18 protein-coding genes and 2 pseudogenes are annotated in these 24,456 nt (G+C 47.6%); 14 read left to right on the forward strand and 6 right to left on the reverse strand.

Features of this window, described 5'->3' with window-relative positions; all coding sequences use genetic code 11:
- Positions 1-79 precede the first annotated feature (79 nt).
- Both nagE and EBB54_RS27405 read left to right on the forward strand, forming a co-directional pair.
- Complete coding sequence (gene nagE, locus EBB54_RS27400) at positions 80-1,516, forward strand: N-acetylglucosamine-specific PTS transporter subunit IIBC (protein ID WP_125129810.1); 1,437 nt, start codon at positions 80-82, stop codon at positions 1,514-1,516.
- Positions 1,517-1,822: 306 nt separating this feature from the next.
- A complete protein-coding gene (locus EBB54_RS27405; protein ID WP_125129811.1) occupies positions 1,823-2,608 on the forward strand; it encodes a helix-turn-helix domain-containing protein in 786 nt (261 codons plus the stop codon).
- A 110-nt stretch (positions 2,609-2,718) separates the two neighbouring features.
- On the opposite strand, the gene EBB54_RS27410 is transcribed toward EBB54_RS27405, so the two are convergent.
- Entirely contained in the window at positions 2,719-5,130 is a 2,412-nt protein-coding gene (locus tag EBB54_RS27410) for a GH36-type glycosyl hydrolase domain-containing protein (RefSeq protein WP_125129812.1), read from the reverse strand.
- A 29-nt stretch (positions 5,131-5,159) separates the two neighbouring features.
- Positions 5,160-7,859, reverse strand: coding sequence for a GH36-type glycosyl hydrolase domain-containing protein (locus EBB54_RS27415; RefSeq protein WP_125129813.1), 2,700 nt, complete (start codon positions 7,857-7,859; stop codon positions 5,160-5,162).
- A gap of 281 nt (positions 7,860-8,140) precedes the next feature.
- On the opposite strand from EBB54_RS27415, the gene EBB54_RS27420 reads away from it, so the two are divergent.
- The 5 genes from EBB54_RS27420 to EBB54_RS27440 all read left to right on the forward strand — a co-directional run bounded on the left by EBB54_RS27420 (position 8,141) and on the right by EBB54_RS27440 (position 16,403).
- Positions 8,141-9,541, forward strand: a complete 1,401-nt coding sequence (locus tag EBB54_RS27420) for a hypothetical protein (RefSeq protein WP_016297856.1) — start codon at positions 8,141-8,143, stop codon at positions 9,539-9,541.
- Between the two features lie 60 nt (positions 9,542-9,601).
- Positions 9,602-10,555 carry a carbohydrate ABC transporter permease gene (locus tag EBB54_RS27425; RefSeq protein ID WP_004080034.1) on the forward strand — a complete coding sequence of 318 codons (954 nt, stop codon included), beginning with the start codon at positions 9,602-9,604 and terminating at the stop codon, positions 10,553-10,555.
- 4 nt (positions 10,556-10,559) lie between these two features.
- Positions 10,560-11,405, forward strand: a complete 846-nt coding sequence (locus tag EBB54_RS27430; RefSeq protein ID WP_004080036.1) for a carbohydrate ABC transporter permease — start codon at positions 10,560-10,562, stop codon at positions 11,403-11,405.
- A gap of 47 nt (positions 11,406-11,452) precedes the next feature.
- Positions 11,453-13,915, forward strand: a complete 2,463-nt coding sequence (locus EBB54_RS27435; protein WP_125129814.1) for a glycoside hydrolase family 3 protein — start codon at positions 11,453-11,455, stop codon at positions 13,913-13,915.
- 310 nt (positions 13,916-14,225) lie between these two features.
- Complete coding sequence (locus EBB54_RS27440) at positions 14,226-16,403, forward strand: penicillin-binding transpeptidase domain-containing protein (RefSeq protein WP_125129815.1); 2,178 nt, start codon at positions 14,226-14,228, stop codon at positions 16,401-16,403.
- A gap of 85 nt (positions 16,404-16,488) precedes the next feature.
- Here EBB54_RS27440 and EBB54_RS27445 read toward each other — a convergent pair whose 3' ends face one another.
- Positions 16,489-16,920: a hypothetical protein gene (locus tag EBB54_RS27445; protein WP_125129816.1), complete on the reverse strand. Its 432-nt coding sequence runs from the start codon at positions 16,918-16,920 to the stop codon at positions 16,489-16,491.
- A 371-nt stretch (positions 16,921-17,291) separates the two neighbouring features.
- A complete protein-coding gene (locus EBB54_RS27450; RefSeq protein ID WP_125129817.1) occupies positions 17,292-18,266 on the reverse strand; it encodes a hypothetical protein in 975 nt (324 codons plus the stop codon).
- A 295-nt stretch (positions 18,267-18,561) separates the two neighbouring features.
- Between EBB54_RS27450 and EBB54_RS27455 the strand changes: the two genes are divergently transcribed.
- From EBB54_RS27455 to EBB54_RS27465, 3 genes are all read left to right on the forward strand, one after another.
- On the forward strand, positions 18,562-19,320 hold the full coding sequence (locus EBB54_RS27455) for a GNAT family N-acetyltransferase (protein ID WP_125129818.1): 759 nt from the start codon (positions 18,562-18,564) through the stop codon (positions 19,318-19,320).
- 82 nt (positions 19,321-19,402) lie between these two features.
- Positions 19,403-19,915 (forward strand): P-loop NTPase family protein, encoded by a 513-nt coding sequence (locus EBB54_RS27460; protein ID WP_125129819.1) that lies wholly within the window; start codon positions 19,403-19,405, stop codon positions 19,913-19,915.
- Between the two features lie 53 nt (positions 19,916-19,968).
- Positions 19,969-20,703, forward strand: coding sequence for a DNA alkylation repair protein (locus EBB54_RS27465; protein WP_125129820.1), 735 nt, complete (start codon positions 19,969-19,971; stop codon positions 20,701-20,703).
- Positions 20,704-20,902: 199 nt separating this feature from the next.
- Here EBB54_RS27465 and EBB54_RS27470 read toward each other — a convergent pair.
- Positions 20,903-21,226: pseudogene (locus tag EBB54_RS27470) on the reverse strand (DUF4368 domain-containing protein); the annotation flags it as partial.
- A pseudogene (locus EBB54_RS27475) lies at positions 21,201-21,401 on the reverse strand (relaxase/mobilization nuclease domain-containing protein); the annotation flags it as partial. The pseudogenes EBB54_RS27475 and EBB54_RS27470, both read right to left, overlap by 26 nt.
- A 198-nt stretch (positions 21,402-21,599) precedes the next feature.
- Between EBB54_RS27475 and EBB54_RS30840 the strand changes: the two are divergent.
- The 4 genes from EBB54_RS30840 (at position 21,600) to tnpC (ending at position 24,400) form a co-directional block, all read left to right on the forward strand.
- Positions 21,600-21,848, forward strand: a complete 249-nt coding sequence (locus EBB54_RS30840; protein ID WP_125129822.1) for a hypothetical protein — start codon at positions 21,600-21,602, stop codon at positions 21,846-21,848.
- Positions 21,849-21,929: 81 nt separating this feature from the next.
- A complete protein-coding gene (gene tnpA / locus EBB54_RS27485) occupies positions 21,930-22,268 on the forward strand; it encodes an IS66 family insertion sequence element accessory protein TnpA (RefSeq protein ID WP_125126868.1) in 339 nt (112 codons plus the stop codon).
- Positions 22,262-22,639: an IS66 family insertion sequence element accessory protein TnpB gene (gene tnpB / locus EBB54_RS27490; RefSeq protein ID WP_125128754.1), complete on the forward strand. Its 378-nt coding sequence runs from the start codon at positions 22,262-22,264 to the stop codon at positions 22,637-22,639. The genes tnpA and tnpB overlap by 7 nt, the downstream gene beginning before the upstream one ends.
- 135 nt (positions 22,640-22,774) lie before the next feature.
- Positions 22,775-24,400, forward strand: a complete 1,626-nt coding sequence (gene tnpC, locus EBB54_RS27495) for an IS66 family transposase (RefSeq protein WP_243127744.1) — start codon at positions 22,775-22,777, stop codon at positions 24,398-24,400.
- The last annotated feature ends 56 nt before the right edge of the window (positions 24,401-24,456 follow it).

A 24,456-nucleotide genomic window follows, 5' to 3' on the forward strand; every position in this document is an offset into this window, starting at 1 on the left:
ATATTTTAGCCGGTACAACGCCGGCATAAAATAGACAAAGGGATTTCAAAAGGAATATGAGGTAGAAGGAGGATAATGTATGAAGTATTTACAGAGATTAGGAAAATCCTTGATGCTCCCGGTAGCGTGTCTCCCGGTAGCGGCGATCCTGCAGGGGTTTGGTTACTGGATCGACCCCACAGGCTGGGGTGCAAACAGTGTGATTGCGGCATTCCTGCTGAAAGCCGGCGGTGTATTGATTGACCAGATGGCAATCCTGTTCGCGATCGGTGTCGCGGTAGGTATGGCGGATGACAATGACGGAACAGCAGGTCTTGCAGGTCTCGTATCCTGGCTGATGGTTACGACGATCCTGTCACCGGGCGTAATCTCGATGCTGACCAAGGTAGCGGTAGAGGAAGTAGATCCGGCATTTTCCAAGACTCAGACACAGTTTATCGGTATCATGTGCGGCTTGATCGCGTCTTCATGCTACAATAAGTTCAAGAGCACGAAGCTTCCGGACGCGTTTTCATTCTTCAGCGGAAAGCGCTGTGTGTCGATCATAACATCGGCAGTGTCCATTTTTGCTTCATTGATTTTGTTCTTTGTATGGCCGGTCATTTACAATGCGTTGATCGCATTCGGTGAATTTATCATGAGCCTGGGAGCAGTAGGAGCAGGTCTGTACGGATTCTTCAACAGACTGTTGATTCCATTTGGTCTGCACCATGCGCTGAACTCCGTATTCTGGCTTGACGTGGCGGGCATCAACGACATCGGTAAGTTCTGGGGAAGCATCGAAGGCGGTGTGATGGGACAGACAGGTATGTATATGTCCGGTTTCTTCCCGGTTATGATGTTTGGTCTCCCGGCAGCGGCACTGGCAATGTATCATACAGCAAAAGACAGCAAGAAGCAGATCGCTGCAGGTTTGTTATTCTCCGCGGCGCTGGCATCATTCTTTAACGGCGTTACGGAACCGTTGGAATTTTCCTTCATGTTCCTTGCACCGGTTCTGTATTTGATCCATGCTGCATTGACAGGTATTTCCCTGGCAGTTGTATCCCTGCTTCCGGCACGTGCGGGCTTTAACTTCAGTGCAGGTCTGATTGACTGGATCTTGAGCTTCAAGGCTCCGTTCGCGATCAATCCGCTGTTACTGCCGGCAATCGGCCTGGTAGTTGCTGTGGTTTACTATGTACTGTTCCGGGTTGTGATCGTGGCGTTCGACCTGAAGACACCAGGAAGAGAGGACGATGATGACGAGACAGCCGTACAGCTTGCAAACGACGATTTTACAGAAGTAGCAAGAATCGTCCTGGAAGGCGTCGGCGGAAAAGACAATGTAGCCAGCATTGACAACTGTATTACAAGGCTTCGTCTGGAAATCAAAGACTACACGGCAGTGGATGAAAAGAAAATCAAATCCGCAGGCGTGGCAGGCGTGATCCGGCCGAGCAAGACAGCGGTACAGGTTATCATCGGTACGAAGGTACAGTTCGTGGCAGATGAATTTAAGAAGCTTTGCAAATAAAACAGTATCATTTCATAAAGAATCCCTTTTTCGAAAAGGCCGCATGTATGTGCGGTCTTTTTGAGTACCATCGTATGCAGAAAAGCTGACGGCGGCAGGTTTTCTGTATGCTTATCTGGCGAAATGACTGTGAACAGCGGGCGATATTTACTGTTACAGAACAGAACCGAAGTCTGAATCATTTGCAAAACCTCCGCTTTGTTGATATAATAAAAAAGCATCATTCGGCAAACGCTGTTTTACTGGCCGGATGCCTTGCGGCAAGGTGCAGGGCGCCGTGAACAGAAACCGAAGGAGGACTATACTATGGGATATCAGGATGAATGGCTTCTCTTAGAAGCGGAAGATGATATTGATGAAGCAGAACACAGGCCGCCGACAGAAGAATTTTTGTTCTATCAGGCAGTAACGAAAGGCGATATAGAAGCAGTCAGGAAGAACTGTGAGCAAGAGCGGTTTTTGGACAGCGAAGGAGTTGGAGTGCTGTCCAGAAACCCAATTACAAATTTGAAATATCATTTTGTCATTACCACGGCAATGATTACCCGATTATGTAAGCAGAAAGGTATGGAACTGGAGCAGGCTTTCCGGATGAGTGATTTCTATATTCAAAAGCTGGATGACATACATACGGTACAAGGAGTACGGAATCTTCATGATGAGATGGTTCTGGATTATACAGAGAAGATGCGCAGGTTTTGCCATAGTAATACGAATTCCAGGCATATCAGTGTCTGTAAGGAATATATTTATTCTCATATAAAAGAGCGTATTACGATTGAGGATCTGTCAGATGAACTTGGTGTGTCTGCAAGCTACTTGTCACGATTGTTCAAGAAAGAAACAGGTGATTCGGTCAGCGCCTATATACGCAGTCAGAAGATTGATATGGCCAAGAACCTTCTGCAGTACAGTGAATATTCTATGATCGACATTGCAAACCGCCTGTCTTTTTCTTCACAGAGCCATTTTATACAGCAGTTTCGGGAATACGTGGGTATGACGCCTAAAAAATATCGGGACTTGCATCACACGATTCATTGGGAGATTGAATCGGAAGCAGAGAATCCTAAGTTAGAAGAACAGCATTAAAAAAGAAGCAAAAGGACGCAAAGTAATATGACACTGCGTCCTTTTATGATATTTGTTCTATATAGAAATCCCGCCGATCATCCGTTCTTTATATGGGACGAGTATCTGTTTTAGAGAATCAGCCGAATTTCATTTGTGTCTGTAAGAAAGCTGGCAGGTATATAATTACTGGTCATTTCATTTCCATTCAGCATCAGCTTTTCACATCCGGCTTCCCGTCCGTTTGGATTCTCAATGAGGATATGCAGATGTTTCCCACGGAAATCCTTTTCTATCTCCAGGCAGGTCCAGTCCTTTGGAATCGCCGGCGACAGGGTGATACCGTTCAGATCAGGGCGGAGTCCCAGAATCCCCTCTACGCATCCGACCATCATAGTAGAAGCAGTTCCGGTCAGCCAATGTACATGAGAACGTCCCTGGTGCTCACTGGCGTTTCCTTCCGTAAATTGTCCGTAACAGTAAGGCTCCAGACGGCGGAGTTCCGCCTGGTCATTCCATGCGGCAGGTGCATTTTCCATAAAATATGTAAAGGCACGCTCTCCGTGTCCGCACAGGGCTTCTGCGAGAACCAGCCATCCCTGGGACTGTGAGAAGATACCGGAGTTTTCTTTTGTCCCTTGATTGTATATCACAGCCAGAGCGCCGTCAAAAGCGTCGGTGTGATAGGGAGGATTCATCAGAAGGGCGCCATATTCGGTATTTAACTGTTCATAGACATTTGTAAGCGCCGTCTCGGCCTGTTCGGCGCCGGCAAGTCCGCTGATGACAGCCCAGCTCTGTGGATTCAGCCACAAATTGGCTTCCGGGTCACCGGCGGCGCCGATCCGTTCCCCTGCTTCTGTATATCCGCGGATAAACCGATCCTGATCCCAACATAGTTTTTGAATTGCGGCGCCCGTCTCTTCCTGCTTTTCTTCAAGATATTTTACGTATTCTGCATCATTCCTGCATTTGGCGAATTGCTTTAACACGGTCATTGCGTAATAGAACTGCATCGCAACGAATGAGGACTCGCCGTCTGCACCCAGACGCAGGCAGTCGTTCCAATCTGCATAGAGCCCTGCCGGCATTCCGTGAGGGCCGAGATGAGCCAGTGAAAATGCGACAGCCCGTTTCAGATGTTCATAGACACTGGCTTTTTCCTTATCCGCAAAGGGAATGGTTTCATTTAAAAATTCCAGATTGCCCGTCTCAGCAATATATTTATAAACGGTCGGAAAAAGCCACAGTGCGTCGTCGGCACGATAAGCAGGGTGTCCGGTATCCTGCCGGTAAGAAGCATCGTCCGGCGTATCTTCGTGTCCCGGATTATGTGTGAATTTTACCAGGGGAAGTCCACCGCCATTACTTACCTGCGCAGAAAGCATAAATCGGATCTTTTCCGCGGCCATTTCCGGCGCAAGATGGATGATTCCCTGGATGTCTTGTACAGTATCACGGTAACCATAACCGTTGCGGAGTCCGCAGTAAATGAAGGAAGCGGCGCGGGACCAGATAAATGTCATAAAGCAGTTATAAGCATTCCAGGTATTTATCATTGTATTAAATTCCGAACTGGGCGTGTTCACCTTCAGATGGTCAAATTTTTCGTACCAGTATTTTTTTAGCTCCTGCAGCTCTTGTTTTATCATTTCCTCCGGATCGGCATAACCGTCAAGAAGGACAGACGATTCAGTAAAGCCGCCTGTGCCGAGCAGGAAAGCGATGGTCTTCGTCTCGCCTGGAGCCAGGGTGATGCTGCAAGAGAGTGCGCCGCAGGAATTTTCATTGTAGCTGGTCATATTTCCGAGATCGCCCGATAGAATCCCCTGCGGATTTCCATAACCATGATATCGGCCAAGGAACTGTTCTCTGTCTCCGCAATAGGAGGATACACAGGCGCCGGCAAGGCCGAAGAAACGCTCGGTCACGTTCTTTTCATCGACTGTTTCATCTTCTGGCAGGGCATCCAGATTGCCGTGAATCTGCTGAATGATCTGGTTCTGTTTAAACAATGTTCTTGTAATAAACAGAGAATACTGCAGATTCACCTGGTCCTGTTCGTAATTTCCATGATTGGTAAATTCTGCATAACCGCTTAAGGTCAGGTTTCTGACATGTGCTGAGTCATTTGTTACAGTGAGTCCCCACACCTCATAGGATTTCCCCAGAGGAACATAGTAGAGAGCCTCCGAGCTGATACCGTCATAGCCGGCGGTCATTCTGGTATAGCCCATGCCATGACAGCATTTGCTTTTATAATTGTTCAGATCTTTTCCTACCGGCTGCCAGGAAGCGGACCAGTAATCCCTGGAATCGTCGTCCCGGATGTAAATGTATCGTCCGGGCTGGTCAAAGCTGTTGAAAATGTAGCGGAGGATTCTTCCGTTTGCGCCTGACCTTGCAAAACTATAGCCTCCTGCATTATTGGAAATGATTGCGCCGTATTCCGGGGAACCCAGATAATTTACCCATGGCGCAGGCGTATCCGGCCGGTCAATGACATATTCCCGGTTTGTATCATCGAAATTTCCATATTTCATATTAATTATCCTTTCTTTTCTCTGTGAGATTACAGAAGATTTACGGTAATGGTGTGTGCATCGTCCGATAATGCAGTGAGCATTTTTCGGGAAATGCTGACAAAAGAGTCTTCGTTTACGGTAAGCTCAGTTCCATCGCATGAAGCAGAATCAATGATATAGGCTCCAAAATCTTTGCAGTTTATGTTTCTATAAATAACCGTAAAGTTTTTTCCGGCGAAAGGAACGCTGATGGAAGCGGTTTTGTCCGCGTCAAACTGGCAGGCCAGCAGCTTTGGATATAGGATCAGATCTCCGGCTTCTCCGCGGACGCCAAAAACTTCTGTTATCATCGTCAGCATGAACCAGCTTGCGGCGCCTGTCAGATAGTGATACATTCCACGCCCGTCAGAGCGAAAATATTCAGGAATCCCCGGGTAAATATGGCTGGTATCAAAATCCAGAGCCGTATCGGCAAGTGTGCGGAGCGCTTTCCATCCTTCTTTTACAAATCCTCTATGATACAGGGCATTGGCGTACATAACCGTCATATGGGAAAATACTGCTCCGTTTTCTTTTTCCCCGTAGGCAAATCCAAACATGCGCCCCATATCGAATTTCAATTCATGAAAATCCGTATTCAGACGGTAGCCGCCGATGGCTCTCCTGTATAAATAATGGTCGGCGCTCCTCGTGATTTTTTCGATCTGGCCGTCTTCTGCGGTACCGCTCATGATCGCAAAGACCTGACCGGTCAGCATCATTCGTACATGATTTCCAAAGAATCCTTCAACGGCGCGTCCGTGGTCATCGTAATAGCTGTTAAACCATCCTTCTCCGTCCGGGCCTTCGATCCATTCCTGCGTTCTCAGACGTTCCATGAGCCGGTCTGCCTTCTGAACCAGATTGACAGCGAGAGCGGAAAGGGAAAACTTCACACGCCTGCCGCTGATGGTATGCCGGCATCTGCTTACATAATCGGATAGTATTTTGTGCTTTTTGCTGATATCGTCAAATGCGTCTGTGTCATTTTCCAACAGAACCGTGATTTCCTCCAGAAGTTCGGTCATATGAGTGGAAGAACGGCTGTCCAGAAGACGAATCATTGCTGCAAGATTCAGCAGGTTGCCGGCATAAGCGCAGGTGAAGGCAACGCTTTCGCCGTGTTCGGATGCCATATCCAGAGCGTCATTCCAATCGGCTCCGCGAAGCCGGCAGATATTATGATCTCCTGTCTCATAAAACGCAGTGAGCTGCTGAATGAGAAGATGCTCTAAAATACTTCCGGTATAGATCTCATTTCCGGCAGTACGCTGTCTGTCTCCATATTCTGGATTCCACATGGCGTCAACATCCGTTCCGCGCATGGTCTGTGCATCTTTAAAATAAGAAACCTGTTTATTTAAGATGTCTGCGTCGCCGGTCTGATCGATATAAAGCTTTGTAGTCATCAATGGCCAGAGGGCGTGATCCATCCAGACCCGGGCAATCCCGTTCCGGTCTGCAATGAAATGACCGTCCCCGCTTCCGATGATTGTTGCATTGGTTCCGTCAATGCGGACGCCGCCGTAATTCAGGGCGATCATATGTCCGACGCTTTCAGGGTCCATCAACAGCAGAGAAAGACAGTCCTGCCACAGATCCCGCCATCCGCGCCCGCCCCGTCCATAGTCATGGTGCGGGAGAAAAGAGCAGCCGAATAAACGGCGGAGGAACGGCTGAAAGCAGACCCATTTCATCAAGTGGTCAAAATCAGATTCATTCGTATGAAAATTCACATTTACCTGATTCTGCCAGTAAGATTTTGTATCTGAAAATGCCTTCTGAACTTTACCGGCGGTGTTATATTTTTCAAACAGTTCCAGGATTTCGCTTTCCGTGTCTTCCATGCCGATGAGAATGATATAGTCTGCCGTTTCTTTGGGAGCAAGGGAGACGGGATCAAAGCGGAAGGCTCCCATTGCCTCCTTTCCGGCCGCAGCCGCAGATGCCGGATAACCGGGATATTGTTCATATACGGCGCGGGGATGTGTAAAAGTTCCGCCCTCGCCGATAAAATCCTCCACAGTGGGATAGAAGCTCTTCGGTGAACTGCCGTCTCCCGTACATCCCATGACATAATAGATATGCTGATTTGGACGGTGCCCTTTTTCGTCAAAGGACATGGTCGGGCAGACAAGGACTCCGTTTTTATCCGTGCGGATCCTGTGAAGCATGGAGGTGACATTCCGGTGGTCGCGGATGTTGTCTGCGCTGCGGCCATAGATGGGAACGGCGGCATATGCAGTAAATTCCTGCGTAACCTCTGATTGATTCTGCACGGTTATATACATGATTTCCACATTACGGTCTTTGGGAATAAAAGAAGTAACCGTGGAGGTCAGCTTATGGATTTTGGAAGATCTTGTCAGTGTCTGCCACATAAATCCTGCTGTCAATCTGCTTTCATCCTGCATTGCAGTAAATTGAGAGTTTTCCTGATCTGCTGAGGCTCCGGTAACGGAATATGCATCCGTGCCGTTTTTTAAAAGCCAGAAGTTCCGGGCAGAACGGTTGTTATGTAAGTCTTCAGAACTTACGGGTTCTAATAAGAAGGTCTCCTGATCGATCTTGGCGTCTCCCCCGAGATTTGGTGTGACGGCGCTTTTTAATCCCGTTTCAGATGCAAGAGGAAAGTATAAATAACTTGTATTTTCCGGTTGCTCTATCAGAAAGCTGCCATGCTCATCAATAAATTTTAAGTGATACAATCTTTTTGCCCCTTTCCTTTATATGTATAGATAAAGAATATCATAAAGGAAATCATGCCTGAAAAAAATAAAAAATATGCGAAAAATACCAGAATCATGACCTAAATTAAAGGAAGCAGCTCCCACAGGTTTTGCCGTGAATGGAAAAGATTTAAAAAGTGTCATGAATCTGATATTTTGGTAAGAACTCTAGTATAACTGAAAAATGATTTACGCTATAATCCGTTCATCAATAAACGTGAAGCCTGCGCTTCACAAAGTATAGAAGGAGGATTTTTCAAATGAAAAAGAGAGTAGTTAGTATCCTGTTAATTGCAGCGATGACGGCAAGTCTGGCTGCGGGCTGCGGGAAGCCATCTGGTTCTGAAGCGGGAAACAGCGGTTCTGAAGCGGGAAGCGGCGGTGAAGAAGGAAAAGTGATCAATATCTATAGCTGGAATGATGAATTCCGCGAACGTGTGGAGGCAGTTTATCCGGAAGTAAAGGAAACCTCTAAAGACGGTACGGTGACTACTTTAAATGACGGTACAGAGATTCACTGGATCATCAATCCGAATCAGGACGGCGTCTATCAGCAGAAGCTGGACGAGGCATTGATGAAGCAGGCGGATGCGGCGGCTGACGACAAGGTTGATATCTTCCTGTCAGAGACAGATTATGTCAATAAATATACGGATGCGGACGCAGATGCGGCTATGCCGCTTAAGGATCTTGGTATCGATCCGGAGGCGGATCTGAGCGAGCAGTATGATTTTACGAAGGTTACAGCTTCTGATACGGACGGCGTCCAGAGGGGCTCTACCTGGCAGTGCTGTCCGGGATTGTTAGTATATCGCCGTGATATTGCCAAAGATGTATTCGGGACGGATGATCCGGAAGAAATCGGCAAGAAAGTAAAGGATTGGGATACCATGGAAGCAACGGCAGAAGAATTGAAAGCAAAAGGCTATTATACATTTGCTTCTTACGCAGATACGTTCCGCCTGTATGGCAACAGCATTGACGAATCATGGGTAAGTCCCGGAGAGACAACGATTAAAGTGGATCAGAAGATCATGGATTGGGTAGACATCTCCAAAGAATGGCTGGAGGCCGGCTATCTGGATAAAAATGTAAAAGGCCAGTGGAATGATGACTGGAATAAATCAATGGGTTCTGCCTCCAAAGTATTCGCGTTCCTGTTCCCGGCATGGGGAATTGATTTTACATTGAAGCCGAACTGGGACGGTGAAGCCGGCGCATGGGCTGTCACGAATCCACCGCAGGAATATAACTGGGGCGGTTCCTATGTACATGCATGCACGGGTACGGACAATGCAGAGCATGTAAAAGACATCATTCTCGCGGTAACGGCAGACAAAGATAATCTGCTTAAAATTTCAAAAGACTATTCAGATTTTACAAACACAACAAGCGGGATGAAGGAAGCTGCAGAAGACGACGATACTTTCGCTTCAGAATTTCTTGGAGGACAGAATGCGTTCAAATATTTTGCACCGGTTGCAGAAAGCATTGAGATCGCGCCCCTTTCCGCCTATGACCAGGGCTGCGTAGAGCTGATCCAGAACTCGTTCAGCGATTACCTGCAGGGGAAGGTTGATTATGATAAGGCGAAAAAGAATTTTGAGACAGCAATTATAGAACGTTATCCTGATATTACCGAAATTCAGTGGCCGGAGTAAGATATACGGCGGGGTATTGATTACCCCGCCGTCACATGAAAAAGAAAGGAATGACAGTTTATGAAGCAAAAAATTAAAAAAGTTGATTATTCAAAATGGGGTTATATTTTTATCCTTCCGTTTTTTATTAGTTTTTTCATTTTTTCCTTTATTCCTTTGGTGGACACTATCCGGTACAGCTTTTTTGAGTATTATCGTTCGGGAATTAAAGAAATCGGACCGAATTTTGTCGGTATGGAAAATTATATCAGCCTTTTAGGATCAGATATGCTGAAATATGCAGCAAATACCTTGATTTTATGGATTATAGGATTTATTCCGCAGATTGTGATCGCTTTGGTGCTTGCAGAGTGGTTTGTAGATGCAAGGCTTAAGATTCATGGAACACAGTTTTTTAAGGTTGTGATCTATCTGCCGAACCTGATCATGGCGTCTGCATTTGCAATGTTATTTTTTACCATGTTCTCTACCAACGGACCGGTTAATTCTATTCTCATGTCCATCGGGTTAACCAGCCAGCCCATTGATTTCCTTGGTTCTGCGCTGGGAACCAGATCGCTGGTAGGATTTATGAATTTCCTGATGTGGTTTGGAAATTCAACGATTATGCTGATGGCGGCGATCATGGGAATCAGCCCGGATGTATTTGAGGCGTCCGAACTGGATGGGTGCAACAGCTTCCAGAGGTTTTTCTACATTACTCTGCCGCAGATACGGCCGATTCTTGCATATACGCTGATCACAGCCATTATCGGCGGCCTGCAGATGTTCGATGTGCCGCAGATCCTGACAAATGGGCAGGGAACTCCGGACCGTACATCTATGACTTTGATCATGTTCCTGAACAGTCATTTGAAGAGCAGAAATTATGGTATGGCCGGCGCGCTGTCTGTTTATCTGTTTATTGTCAGCGGTATCTTATGCTTCTTTGTATACCGGATGACGAATAATGATGATCCGGACGGTTCAAAGGCAGCAGCGAAAAAAGCCAGAAAACAGCAGAGGAGGGGATAGGTTTATGAAATCAAAACAGCCAAGCCATTTACGGAGTATAGTTGCGCATATTGTACTGATCATCCTGTCATTTATGTGCTTGTTTTTCTTCTATATTTTGTTTATCAATGCAACACGGTCGCATGCGGACTTACAGAAAGGATTTTCCGCGCTGCCAGGGAGTTATTTGCTTAAAAACCTCAGTAATGTTGCCAATGACGGAACCTTTCCGATGTTCAGGGGGATTTTAAACAGCCTGATCGTCTCCGGCTGCTCCGCGGCAATCTGTACATATTTCTCGGCGTTAACGGCATATGGCCTGTATGCATATAACTTTAAATTGAAGAAGATTGCGTTTACCTTTATTATGGCGATCCTTGTAATGCCGACACAGGTAACTGCAATGGGATTCCTGCGGCTGATAACGAATATGGGAATGTATGATACTTTACTTCCTTTGATTATTCCTTCGATTGCATCTCCGGCAGTATTTTATTTTATGCATAGCTATCTGCAGTCATCGCTTCCGCTGTCACTCGTTGAAGCATCAAGAATTGACGGCTGCGGGGAGTTCCGTACTTTCAACCAGATTGTACTTCCAATCATGAAACCGGCGATTGCGGTTCAGGCAATTTTCAGTTTTGTAGGTTCCTGGAATAACTATTTTGTTCCGGCTCTGGTGATTCAGTCTAAAGACAAAATGACAGTGCCGATTCTAATCGCAACGCTTCGGGGCGCCGACTATATGAACTTTGATATGGGTAAGATCTATACAATGATTCTGGTAGCAATTGTGCCGATAATTATCGTATACCTCTGCCTTTCCAAATTTATTATTGCCGGCGTTACCCTTGGCGGTGTAAAAGAGTAATAAAACAGGTTTTTTGACGACTGCTGCAGGAGGAGATAAGAAAAATTATGAATCACAATCATAGTGGTACGCTGAAAACAAAACGTTCCAGGCGTGAGCTGAAACATGCCGGGTTCGCAAGAAGGGCGGCGGCTGAAGGCATGGTTTTGCTGAAAAATGACAGGTTGCTTCCGCTGGAACTTCCAATGTCTATTGCATTATTCGGCGGCGGCGCTGTCCGGACAGTCAAGGGAGGAATTGGTTCAGGCGATGTCAATAACCGGGAGAGTATATCCATATACAGAGGTTTAAAGACAGCAGGCGCAGTGATTACAAGCGAGGACTGGCTTACGGATTATGAGAATCGTTACGAAGCCGCCAGAACTGGTTGGAAGGAAAAAGTTTTGGAAGCTGCCAGGCATGTAGAAAATCCATTTGACGCTTATTCAGCCAATCCGTTTTCCATGCCGGAGGGTCGAAAAATTATGCCGGAAGATTTGGGAAATGCATCGGCGGCAGTATATGTGATCAGCCGCATAGCAGGAGAGGGGAAAGACCGCCGGAAGATAGAAGGAGACTATTATTTAAGCAAAAAAGAGTGGGAAGACATTTTAGACTTAGATCGGGCCGGTATACCAATCGTACTGCTCTTAAATGTGGGAGCGCCAATAGAACTGACCGATGTTCTGCAAAGGGCCGGAAATATAAAAGCGGTTTTAAATATTTCTCTTCCCGGGCAGGAGGGAGGCCATGCGGCTGCGGATGTTTTGTTTGGCCGCGCGGCGCCGGGAGGCAGATTGACTGCCACCTGGGCCAGGCATTATGAAGATTATCCTTCGGCAGACAGTTTTGGTTATTTGAACGGAAATTTAGAAACAGAGGAATACAGGGAAGGAATTTATGTGGGATATCGGTATTTTGACAGCTTCGGTATACAGCCATTGTTTCCATTCGGTTATGGCCTGTCATATACGGATTTTTCTATAGAATATGAAGGGCTTCAGAGAACAGAGAGAGGCATGGATATCACAGTCACTGTAAAGAATACTGGAAAAATGTATTCTGGACGTGAAGTGGTGCAGGTTTATGTGACGCCTCCGCAGACGGGCTGTGCAAAGGAGTATCAGCGGTTAGTCGGTTTTGCAAAGACAAATACGTTAAAGCCGCAGGAAAAACAAACGCTTATGATTTCTGTTGACCAATCGGATCTTGCCGGCTATTCGGAACAGCTCCGCGCGTGGTTCATGGAAGCCGGAACATATGGTATATGGATCGGGAATCATTCAGCGTCACTGCAGCTTGCGGAATTGTTTACCGTTCATAAACAGACCATATTGGAACATGCAAAGGGCTCCTGTCAACCCAATGCAGTGATGGAAGAACCTGGCATAGCGGAATTTGCCAAGAATAAAGCCGGGGAATGGCTTTTGACGGCGGAGGAGCAGAAGATTCCGGTTTCTTCATTTATACCGCGGGAAGAAAGGGAGAGGATATACCAGATATCACCTGCAGAAGAACCGTCTGCTGCAGAATTAATACCGCTTTTGTACGGAAACATTACGCAGGGCGCCGGCACGCTTGGATCGGCCGGAATCCGGGTGCCCGGCTCAGCCGGCGAAACAACAGAAGCTCTGGAAGAAAAGTATGGAATCCGGACTTTGATTATGGCGGATGGTCCGGCAGGACTTCGTCTAAGGCAGAGCTATGAAGTAGACCGTAAAACAAATTCCGTATACGGCGTCGGTGTTTTAGGCGCTTTAGAGAATGGTTTTTTGGAAGAAGCAGAGCATCATGAAAATGCAGATACTTATTATCAATATTGTACTGCATTTCCGGTGGGAACAGCATTGGCACAGTCATGGGATACAGATTTGATGCGGGAGTTTGGAGAAGCTGTTGCCGCAGAGATGCAAGAATTTCACGTGGATCTGTGGTTAGCGCCCGGTATGAATATTCACAGAAATCCATTATGCGGGCGTAATTTTGAATATTATTCAGAAGATCCTTTTCTGTCCGGAATGATGGCGGCGTCTGTAACAACCGGCGTACAAAGTCACAGAGGATGCGGCGTCACTATTAAACATTTTTCCTGCAATAATCAGGAGGATAACAGAATGGGGGTGAACATCTGTGTTTCTGAGCGTGCTCTCAGAGAAATCTACCTGCGTGGATTCGAAATTGCGGTAAAAAGGAGTAAGCCGATTGCTATGATGTCTTCTTATAATCTGGTCAATGGTGTTCATGCCGCTAACAGCAAAGCTCTTTGCACGGCAATTGCACGCGAAGAATGGGGATTTGAAGGCGTTATCATGTCTGATTGGAATACAACCGTTCCGGAAAATGGAAGTGTGCCGTGGCAGTGTATTGCTGCCGGAAACGATATCATTATGCCCGGAAATCATAAAGATGCCGAGAATATTTGTGAGGCTTATGAACAAGGAAAGTTATCGGAAGAAACGATACGGTGCAGTGCGGGGAGGATACTTAAGATGATTCAAAGACTGTCGGATCAGGGAAAAGAATGTTCCTAAAGAAGCAGGTAAAAAACGGTTACTGTTCACACGGCATCTTGCACTGCGCTGCAAGGTGTCCGACCAATGACGTGATGACAGCGATATATCCAGCCCCTCGCCGAAGGCGACTTAAAATGGGCTGGATACTGTTACTGGAGCACCCGTAGGGTGTGAACAGTAACAAAAAATGTATATGCGGATATTCTGAAAGCAATCCATGCTTGACATAAAAATACTACGAATGTAAGATATAGGATATAATAGATTGGAAACTGCGGGCGCCGGCATCCGCCTGCCCCGCAAATGACTTCAATTCGGAGAGGAAAGCATGGAGAGAACACAGAGACATAAACGGAAGGGCAGCGGTAAAAAGTTTCCGCGTGCCGCTGCTGCGGGACTGGCGTTTGCGGCAGCAGGCATCGCGGTCTGTGCAGCTTTATTTTGGATAAAAAGAGACAGCCGGGAGATTCCGGAGGAACTCCTTGTCCGATACGTGGATTTGATCGGGAAGCAGGAGTATGAAAAAATGTATGAGATGACGGATCCTGAAAATTCCGGATACAAGGATCAGCAAGCTTTTATTCAGCGAAATTCCGCCATCTATGAGGGAATAGAAATCGCAGATATCCAGGTCGAGATTCTGGAAAATGACCGGAAGAAGGATGAGGGAACGGACACGGTGGCCTACCGGATGTCCTTTGACACGGCTGCCGGCAATCTGCATTTTGAAAATGAAATGCGTTTTTCGGACACGGAGGAGGGATATAAAATCCTCTGGCATGACGGTCTGATTTTTCCGGAGCTGACTTCTGAGGACAAGGTGCGCATTGAGTCTGACCCTGCCCTGCGGGGGAAAATATTGGACCGGTACGACCGGATGCTTGCCGGACCGGGAACCGCCTCCTCCGTGGGGCTGGTGCCGGGAAAGCTGGAAGACCGGGAAACTGCGTTTCGGCAGTTATCCGAGCTGCTGGACATGGACAAGGAAACGATTCAAAACTGCCTGGACGCGGCCTGGGTGAAGGAGGATTCCTTTGTCCCCATCAAAACCATCCCGAAAGTCAGCGAGCTGGATTTGATGGCGCTGGAGCCGGAGGAACAGGTGCTTGCGGAAAAAGCGCGGCAGGATGCGCTGCTTGCCGTTCCGGGGGTCATGATCAGCGACGTGGAGGTGCGGAGCTATCCATTTGGGGCAGCGGCGGGACACCTGACCGGCTATGTGGGAAATGTCACCGCCGAGGATCTGGAGGAGCACCCGGGCGAAGGGTACAACGAAAACAGCGTGATCGGAAGAAGCGGCCTGGAAGGGCTGTTTGAAAAGGAACTGAAGGGCCGGGACGGCTGCAGCATTTATATAGAAAGCGGGGACGGCAGCAAAAAATCCGTGCTGGCTAATCTTCCGGTACAGAACGGACAGGATATCCGGCTGACCATCGACGCGCAGCTTCAGGACGCTCTGTACCAGCAGTTCCGGGAAGATCCCGGCTGCTCCGCCGCGATGGACCCTTACTCGGGAGAGGTGCTGGCGCTGGTCAGCACACCCTCCTTTGACAGCAATGACTTTATCCTGGGACTGTCCGATGCCCGGTGGAACGCACTCAATGAGGATGAACGGAAACCGTTGCTGAACCGTTTTCGTCAGACCTGGTGCCCTGGCTCTACATTCAAGCCCATTATTGCCGCCATCGGTCTGAAAACAGGCGCCCTGGACTGGCAGGAGGATTTTGGAAATGTGGGGCTGAGCTGGCAGAAAGACGCTTCCTGGGGGGATTACTTTGTGACCACCCTCCACGCGTATGAGCCGGTGACCATGGAAAATGCGCTGATCTATTCGGACAATATTTATTTTGCCAAGGCGGCCCTCAAGATCGGCGCGGACGCATTGGAGCAGGAACTGGATGCTATGGGATTTGGGGAGCAGATGCCCTTTGAGATCGTGATGCCCCCGTCGCAGTATTCCAATACAGAGCAGATCGAGTCGGAGATCCAGCTTGCGGACAGCGGCTACGGCCAGGGGCAGATCCTGGTCAACCCGCTGCACCTGGCCGGTTTGTATACGGCTTTTTGCAATGGAGGTAATGCGGTGAAACCGTGGCTGGTATATGAAAATGAAGCTGGTGGGGCAGACGCAGATGCGGATAGAGGAAATGAAGCCGGTGCCGGTGCGGAAATCTGGCTTCCGCAGATTTTTTCGGCGGAAACTGCGGCGCAGGTTCTGGAAGGTATGAAAAAGGTGGTGAACAACCCGGAAGGTACCGGTTTTGCGGCGCGCCGCGAAGACGTCGTGCTGGCCGGAAAAACGGGAACAGCAGAGATCAAGGCGTCCGTGGAGGATACCAATGGGACGGAGATCGGCTGGTTCGCGGTATTCACCGCGGAAAAGGAGGCAGAGAATCCGCTGCTGATCGTGAGCATGGTGGAGAATGTAAAAGAAATCGGCGGCAGCGGGTATGTAGTCAACAAAGACAAGAACGCGCTGGAGACATACTGGGGAAGCGGGCAGTAAAGAGATTTACTGCCCCCACAGACAGCTTTGCCGGCTGCTTTTGAACATGTGTGTGAAGCAGCTGTGAATAGCCTCCCCCGCCAGCTTATAGCCTCTTTTCCAAAACACGGAATGCGACGGTTCCCGCACCCCAATGAAAGATAGAAAGCACAAACACCATTCCAATGACCCAGCCGTCCGCGCGGAACAGTGCGAGAGCCCATGCAAGCAGGAGTAAAACAAAAAACATGAGCTGATATATGATATAACCAGACTTCATCCGCAGAAACTGCTTCCGCTCATCAATACTGTTGATACGCGCCTCTTCCTTTCTGGATTCGTATTCCTTCTGCCTCTTCGGATTTTTCCAGTACAGGAAGCGGAATATATGAACCAGCGCACCACATGCCAGCCCGAATCCTGTTGCAAAAATTAACTTTGAGTAATAGTCAAAATGTGTTGCCAGCCCGATTCCTGCCAAAATAACTCCGGCTGAAAGGTTGGTTAAAAGTGGTCTCAGTTCTTTAATGTTATTCATAATCTTTTACCTCCTGTATATTAGAATGGAAAGCTTGCTTTACTTATTATTATAGCAGACCAAAGAGAAATGTCAAGTAAACTTTCCTGAAAATAGTTGGGCATATTGCCTTTGCGTTGCTGCTTTCGCGCAATGATATGTTTTTTGCCATTGGTGCACAGCAGTTTACTATTTACAGAGTTTATATAAAAAAGCGGGACGGTATAAAACACAGAACAAAGGGCTGCCGGGAAATAGGATTTGTACACAATATATCGCTGCATTTTCAATCATCTGCGATATGTATTGCGGAAATTCAGCGATTTCCCGACACCCCTTCTGAAATTCCATGGAATCAAGAAAAGCTGTCAGAGACAGGTTTTTGGAAATGGTTATGACGTTACCGGAATATGATATTTCTCCAATAACGCCTGCATGCGGGCAATTTCAGCGTCTTTATCAGCAAGCTTGGCGTCTTTATCAGCAAGTTTAGCGTCCTTATCGGCGATTGCCGCATTCTTATCAGCTATAACTGCATCCTTCTCAGCAAGCAGACGTTTTTCACGGACACTTGGAAGTTCAATCAATGGTTTCGTCACACGATCTACCTCCTTTCGAAAGTGGGCATGTTTTTCAAATATTTTTTCAGCGGCATGGCGGATGAGACTGATATAATCATCAAATTCCCTGTCAGTCAGATATCCCTGTTTCACTTCATCTTCTAATATTAATATAACCTTGCGGATAAAGTCTGTCAATTCATTTCTCGTCAGCGGAAATTTCCGTTTCGAGTTTAACCTGGGGCGCAGGCGGAGCAGCACATAAGGGAGAAAAAGAGTCAGGTGCTTTTGGTGGATTTCTTCCAGGGAATAGGCTTGTATTCTGACGGTAGGAATCCGGTAAATATGTTCGCTGCCGTCCTGGAAGATGATGCGACAGCTCAGAAATTCCGGAAGATGTTCATTCTTGGCAGGATAAATGACGGCAGAATGAGGAAAATGCATGGTAAGCCGATCGTTCGTTTTATCCTCGCGAGTCGTATACTGCATAGCGAAATGCAGATCATATGCGATCATGCGGATGACCATCTCCTTATCATTGCGCATCTGACATTCCAGATGATAATAGTCTGTGCCGTTTACCAAAAGCGCAATATCGGACAGGCGGGAGCCGGGCGGCGCGTTCGGATCGTCCCGGTAGGTGGAGGATTCCGTGGCAAGCAGCGTGATCGGAGTTCCTTTTGGATAAGATTTTCCATAAACTTCTCTGAAGAGCGGAAATAGCTGTTCCGGCATGGCGTCCACAATCGCTTTGAGGATGCCGTCCCACAGTTTGCTGTTGTCGAGTACAACCATGTTTTCTGTCATAAAATACAAATCCTTTCTTAGGTAGAAGAAAAGTTAAAGCTTTCGCGGGAATCAATAAGTTTCAGTTACTGTGAAATACGGCGAGACGCCAGAACTGCCGGACTGCCCGAGCGGCATATCCGATATGTATTCACAAAGTCAGTATAGCAGATACCGTGGAGAAAGTAAACAATTTTTCGCGGCCCATGAAAAGTAGCCATTACACTTCCGAGAAAAAGCATCCCCCAAAATTGACAGATGGTATGTTCATCAATATAATACAACATATAAGAGAAAAATTCAGAGGGCACGAAAAATGAATACAAAAATAGAAGCATTGCTTTCGAAGGAATATGCCTGTACCTCGGAAGAACTGAATAGCAGGGAGACCATATTTTCGATCCGCGCAGACACAAAACGCCCATTTATCAAGATCCTGGCATACAGGCATTGTGTCGTGGTCTGTACTTCAGAGGAGCTGCACGAAAAAATCCGAGGAATTTTAAAAGGAAAGAGCAGGGATGAAATATTCGAACTTCCCTATGTATATGGACAGACTATACATTATATTCCAGATCTGAGCCCTGCGGATACCACCATGACACCGCGGGATCTGAGCCCTGTGAACACTGCCGCTGCATCTATGGGCCTTGAATGGGGATTTCTTTTTGAAAAGGAAGTTTTATCGCTGCGGGGTCTGACCGGATTTGGAAATTCCCTGGAATTTGCGGCTGACGGCTCTACGCCCACCCGGGCGGTCTGCATCATAAAGGACCGGGGGAAGGTGGTCGGTGCGGCAGGCGCCGCGGCTTCCTCCGTGGAAGGTATGTGGGAGGTCGGCGTGGATGTGCTGGAAGGCTACAGGAATGCCAGGCTGGGAACATGGATGGTCAGGCGTCTGACAAAGGAGCTGACAGACAGAAATATCCTGCCGTTTTATTCCGCATCTGTAACAAACATCGGCTCCCAGATGGTCGCATCCCGGTGCGGATACATTCCGGCCTGGGTGGACACGTTTGGAACGACCCTCGACGGAAGCTCCGTATACCAGGAAATTGTCAGTAGGATGACTTGAGTATCCCCCTGTGAAAAGGCCGAATGTCCATAATGGTGCGCCTTTCGAGTATACTGTCTTACAGAAATCAAGGAGAAAAGCAATGAAAAAAGTAATCGTAATCGGTTCCCCGGGAGCAGGAAAATCAACATTTTGCAGGAGCCTGCAGAGCATCACAGGATTGCCGCTGTTTTACCTGGACATGATCTTCCACAGGCCCGATAAAACCACCTGCCCTGCGGAAGAATTTGACGAAAAGCTGAGCCAGATCCTGGAGCAGGATCAATGGATCATCGACGGAAACTACGCAAGGACGCTGGCGGCGCGGCTGGCACAGTGCGATACCGTATTCTGGCTGGACTATCCGGAGGACGTCTGTCTGCAGGGAGTTGAGTCACGTTTCGGCAAACCGCGCTGTGATATGCCCTGGATCGAGGACGAATGGGATGAAGAGTTTTTGGAGTTTGTAAAAAGCTTTCGCTCTGAATACCGCCCTGAGCTTCAGAAACTTCTCGGAGAGTACCCGGAAAAGAAGGTCATTATTTTTGAATCCAGGGAAATGGCGGAGAACTTTTTAGAAAGAGAAAGGGCGTTATCCGGTGAAAAAGAGGTTTAATATTGTCGGAATCTTCACTGCGCAAAAGCACTATTTTAAAGGAGAAAGCAATTATGAAGCATAAAGACTATTATAACGACGATTACATTTTTGAACTTTCTCGGAAACTACATTCAGTCATGCCGGACTTCGATGAAAAAAAATTTTCCGGCTCCCTGGTCGGCAGGCTGGATGACAAGGAACTTTTTGCAAGGCTTGATTTTATTGTAGACGCCATGCAAAAAAGCATGGCCGATGATTACACAAAAAATATAGAGGCATTTTTCAATATGCTTGGGCCGGAATTGGAGAAGCCAGAGGGCATGTTCAATTTGGGCTGGTGGCTATGGCCTGTCGGCAGATATGTGGAACATCATGGAAATGAGAATTGGCGTTTATCTCTTTCCTTTTTGAAAGAACTGACGAAAAGATTTACCGGAGAGTTCGCTGTCCGTCCGCTGCTGCGGGAACATCCCAAAGAAGTGATGGATGAGTTGATCGGCTGGAGCCTTGATGAAAACGTCCATGTCAGACGGCTTGCGAGTGAGGGCGTCAGAATCCGGCTGCCCTGGTCGAAAAAATTATTTGTCGCGTTGGAGGAGTTTGAGCGGTATACAGCCATTCTTACAAACTTAAAAGACGCACCGGAAAAATTTGTACAGAAAAGTGTTGGGAATAATCTCAATGACCTGTATAAAGAGGCTCCGGAAAAAGCAGATTTGATTATTTCACAATGGGAAAAAACAGGGCAGAGCAAGGCGCAGGATTGGATCATGAAACACGGGAGGAGAAATCAAAAGCAGACATAGAGGGAAGGCAGAAGGGCCTCCGGGAAATTAAACGCATTTGCACAATAAATCGCAAGCTATGGAAGATTCCGCAATAGATTGTGATTATGGCGTATTTCCCGACAGGCCCTCTCTTTTTGCTCATGTGAGATAAAGAAGTAAAAGAAGTGTAAAAAATTTTGCCGTTCCCTGTCCGGCTGACTGCCGGACGGGTCGGGCTTTAGTCGGGCAATTCTACCTTGCCGACAAAAGAGTAATAGATTTCGATTTCCTGTCTGCGGAGCTTCCCCCGGCGTTTCTCGTCAAGGGCTTCCGATTCGTGGATTACGATTTTCTCCACAAACTCCCGCAACAGGGTAGGGGTGAGTTCCTCAAAGCTGGTGTACTTGCGTACCACTTTCATAAACTTTTCAGCGTTTGCCGTGGCTTCCAGCGTCTTAGAAAGCTCGCTCTGTAAGGCGGCGGCTTTCTCTTTCAGTTCCTTTTGCTCGGCTTCGTAGTCTGCCGACAATTCCGTGAAACGCTCGTCCGATATGCGCCCGGTCTACGGTCAAGCCGTTGTCGGGTGCGTCACGGGGGTCAAAACTGATAATATAGTGGTGGCTCTTTACGTCCTCCTGCTTTTGGTTCTTGCCGTATTTCAGATTGGAACGCATACACGCTATGGCAAAATCTTCATCACCGCAATTCAGAGAGGAAATGCGGTAATCGTCACGGATAACAAGCCGCCCATTTTTATCAAGCGTGTCTTGATTACCCGGTGGCGGTGGGGCGTGTTGTATTTTTTCATGGCTGTGAACCTCCTTTCGTGGGTGGATTTTTTCAAGCGGCGCAAGCCGCAAAAAGGCGGGCTTGGGGTGGCAACCCCAACAAGATTCCCATAGGACAAAATGAGCCGGTAGGCGAAATTTGGTACTGTGGTAGAATCTTGCTCTAAGAAAGTGGCGGCTTCCTCTGTGTGGGCTTTTGCTGATACCCTCGGCTTGCGTGGCGTGGATTTTGCCAATTTTGCGGCGGTGTTTCTCCCTCTATTACTTACTACGCACGGCAAGGCAAATCTGGCAAAGTTCCCCGGAATTTCTTTTCGTGTTTTCACAACAGCATTTGACAAAAACGGAAAACAGGAAGCCTTTTTGGGGTTGAAATCAGTTCCGTTTTGTAGGTAAGCGATTCAAAACCTACCGTAGTGCATAATCTCTCTTTCCCTGCTATACTGCTTCTAAAAGAGCAGAAGGAGGAATCAGTCAGTGAATGTACATTACAGCCATGAGGAATGGAGGATGATCTTTAGCCAGCGGCTCCAAAGTGGTCTCTCCGTTCGTAAGTGGTGTGAGAAGAACAACTTCAAATATGATACCTATAAATACTGGGAGAAAAAGATCCGGAGGATGGACACCGAACCAGAATCCTTTCCTGTTGCAGAACAGCCTTTCATAGAGCTCCCGCTCTTCCACCAGGAATTGCCAACGATACCGGAATCCCTTTCCCTAGAGGTCCGATACCACGAATTTCATGTGGGCATCCACAAAAACGCAGATATGGGACAGGTTTCAGGAGTACTGCGGCTCCTGCAGTCCCTATGCTGAGCATGATCACCCAGGGGGCGGAACATATCTTCCTCGCCTGTGGTGCGACGGATTTTCGAAAACAGATTGAGGGGCTCGCAGCCCTCGTTACTTTGAAATACCATTTGGATCCCTATTCCCCGGTCTGTGTATTTTTGTTCTGCAATAAAAAACGAGATTGTCTGAAAGCACTCCGTTTTGAAGGTGGAAACGGATTCCTCCTGGCAACAAAGAAGCTCCTGCCGGACATGCGTTTCCAATGGCCCAGGACACCTGACGATATCAAAGACATCACTGCGCAGCAGGTACGCTGGCTCCTGGAGGGGCTGTCTATTGAACAGAAATATGCGCATAAGCCGGTAAAGATACAGCCGGAGGATACCTGCTTCTGAGCAGAAAAAATGACGGATAACCCACGGATTATCCTTAAAAAATCAGCATTTTTCAGGTCAAAAAAAAGCCTGGAATGCTGATTTTTTCATAAAAAGATGTTAAAATGAAGGAAATGCGGGGAGGGAGGAAGAGCCATGCAGACAGCAGCACAACAGGAAGAAGTAACCAGACTGCGGGAACAGGTGGAATCTCTGAAAAAGATGCTGGGAGAACGGGATGCACAGATCGAAAGACAACGTATCCAGATCGAGAACCTGACCCAGGCAGTTTTGCATGCGCGTAAAAAGATGTATGGCCCATCCAGTGAGGCCACCCAGGTTACAGGACAGCTGAACCTGTTTCCGGAGCAGGAGCAGCTCCTGCAGGAACTGGCAAAACAACAGAAAGAGATCACAGTACCGGAGCATACACGGAAAGTACGTCAGGCAGGTGTGCGCTCAGAAATGCTCTCTTCTCTTGAAACAGAGATCGAACGCTGCGTAGTAAGTGAAGAAGAAACCTGCCCTGTATGCGGTGCACAACTGACAAAAGTAGGAGAAAAAGTAGTACGGACCGAAGTGGTATATGAACCAGCGAAGCTGAAAGTAAAACAGTATGTGCAGGAGATAAAAAAATGTACAAAATGCGGCAGCCAAGACAGTGAGAAGCTGTCCCCCACATTCGTAGCGGCCAGAGTCCCCAAAGGTTTGCTCCCACATTCGATCGCAAGTCCATCCCTGGTTGCAGGGATCCTATACCAGAAATATGATATGGGAATCCCCCTGGCAAGGCAGGAGCGGGACTGGTACCGCATTGGGCTTAGTATCTACCGTTCCACCATGTCGCATTGGGTGATCCGATGCAGTCAGGAATGGCTGGAGCCGATCTTCCTGAGGATGCACCAGGTCATCATGGAGACCTGCTCCGTATTGATGGGTGACGAAACCCGGATCCAATGCAACAAGGAACCGGGAAAGAAGGCCAGCAGCGAATCCTTCATGTGGGTGGTGCGGACCGGAAGCTTTGAAAAGATCCGCGCAGTGCTCTTCCACTATGCAAGGACCCGTTCCGGAGCAGAAGCAAAACGGCTGTATACCGGATTTGCTGGATATCTGGTAACAGATGCCTGCGACAGCTACGAAAAAGTAGAAGGAGTCAGCCGGGCTCTGTGCTGGTCGCATCTGCGTCGCTACTATATAGAGAGCATCCCGCTGGACTCTGCGGGAAAGGAGCTAAAGGGGAGCAAAGGAGCGGAGGCGCGAGAATGGTGCGACCAGCTTTTTAAAATCGAAAAAAAGATTCAGGGCCTAGAACCGCAGGAGCGGCTGGAGAAACGCAAAGAACTGAGCCAGCCGGTACTTGAGGCTTTTTGGTCATGGGTAGAAGAAACGAGCGAAAAATATACTGCCAACGAATCTTTGAAAAAGGCGCTGCAATACAGCCGGAACCAGAAAAAATATCTGAATACCTTCATGGAGGATGGAAGGCTTCCGATTTCGAATAATGAGTGCGAAGCCTGTATACGTCCCTTTGCAACCGGCCGTAAATCCTGGCTGTTTGCGGACACACCGGAAGGGGCGAGAGCCAGTGGGATTGTCTATTCACTGGTAGAATCATCGAAATTGAATCAATTGGATGTATTCCGATATCTGTCTTATCTGTTGGAAAAGATGCCGGAAATTGATTACCAGTATCAAAATGATCCAAGTATTTTGGATCCATATCTGCCATGGTCCAGGGAACTCCCGGAATACTGTAGAATTCAGAAAAAGATGAAATGATCTGTTATGGAAGTATTACCATAGCAGATCATTTTTTACAATACGGTTTCTTTTGC

This window comes from Schaedlerella arabinosiphila (assembly GCF_003885045.1).
In the GTDB taxonomy this organism is placed as follows: domain Bacteria; phylum Bacillota; class Clostridia; order Lachnospirales; family Lachnospiraceae; genus Schaedlerella; species Schaedlerella arabinosiphila.

Coding starts and splice junctions, on each gene's coding strand:
- nagE (WP_125129810.1), top strand. CDS start 80: ATGAAGTATTTACAGAGATTAGGAAAATCCTTGATGCTCCCGGTAGCG.
- EBB54_RS27405 (WP_125129811.1), top strand. CDS start 1,823: ATGGGATATCAGGATGAATGGCTTCTCTTAGAAGCGGAAGATGATATT.
- EBB54_RS27410 (WP_125129812.1), bottom strand. CDS start 5,130: ATGAAATATGGAAATTTCGATGATACAAACCGGGAATATGTCATTGAC.
- EBB54_RS27420 (WP_016297856.1), top strand. CDS start 8,141: ATGAAAAAGAGAGTAGTTAGTATCCTGTTAATTGCAGCGATGACGGCA.
- EBB54_RS27425 (WP_004080034.1), top strand. CDS start 9,602: ATGAAGCAAAAAATTAAAAAAGTTGATTATTCAAAATGGGGTTATATT.
- EBB54_RS27430 (WP_004080036.1), top strand. CDS start 10,560: ATGAAATCAAAACAGCCAAGCCATTTACGGAGTATAGTTGCGCATATT.
- EBB54_RS27435 (WP_125129814.1), top strand. CDS start 11,453: ATGAATCACAATCATAGTGGTACGCTGAAAACAAAACGTTCCAGGCGT.
- EBB54_RS27440 (WP_125129815.1), top strand. CDS start 14,226: ATGGAGAGAACACAGAGACATAAACGGAAGGGCAGCGGTAAAAAGTTT.
- EBB54_RS27445 (WP_125129816.1), bottom strand. CDS start 16,920: ATGAATAACATTAAAGAACTGAGACCACTTTTAACCAACCTTTCAGCC.
- EBB54_RS27450 (WP_125129817.1), bottom strand. CDS start 18,266: ATGACAGAAAACATGGTTGTACTCGACAACAGCAAACTGTGGGACGGC.
- EBB54_RS27455 (WP_125129818.1), top strand. CDS start 18,562: ATGAATACAAAAATAGAAGCATTGCTTTCGAAGGAATATGCCTGTACC.
- EBB54_RS27460 (WP_125129819.1), top strand. CDS start 19,403: ATGAAAAAAGTAATCGTAATCGGTTCCCCGGGAGCAGGAAAATCAACA.
- EBB54_RS27465 (WP_125129820.1), top strand. CDS start 19,969: ATGAAGCATAAAGACTATTATAACGACGATTACATTTTTGAACTTTCT.
- tnpB (WP_125128754.1), top strand. CDS start 22,262: ATGCTGAGCATGATCACCCAGGGGGCGGAACATATCTTCCTCGCCTGT.
- tnpC (WP_243127744.1), top strand. CDS start 22,775: ATGCAGACAGCAGCACAACAGGAAGAAGTAACCAGACTGCGGGAACAG.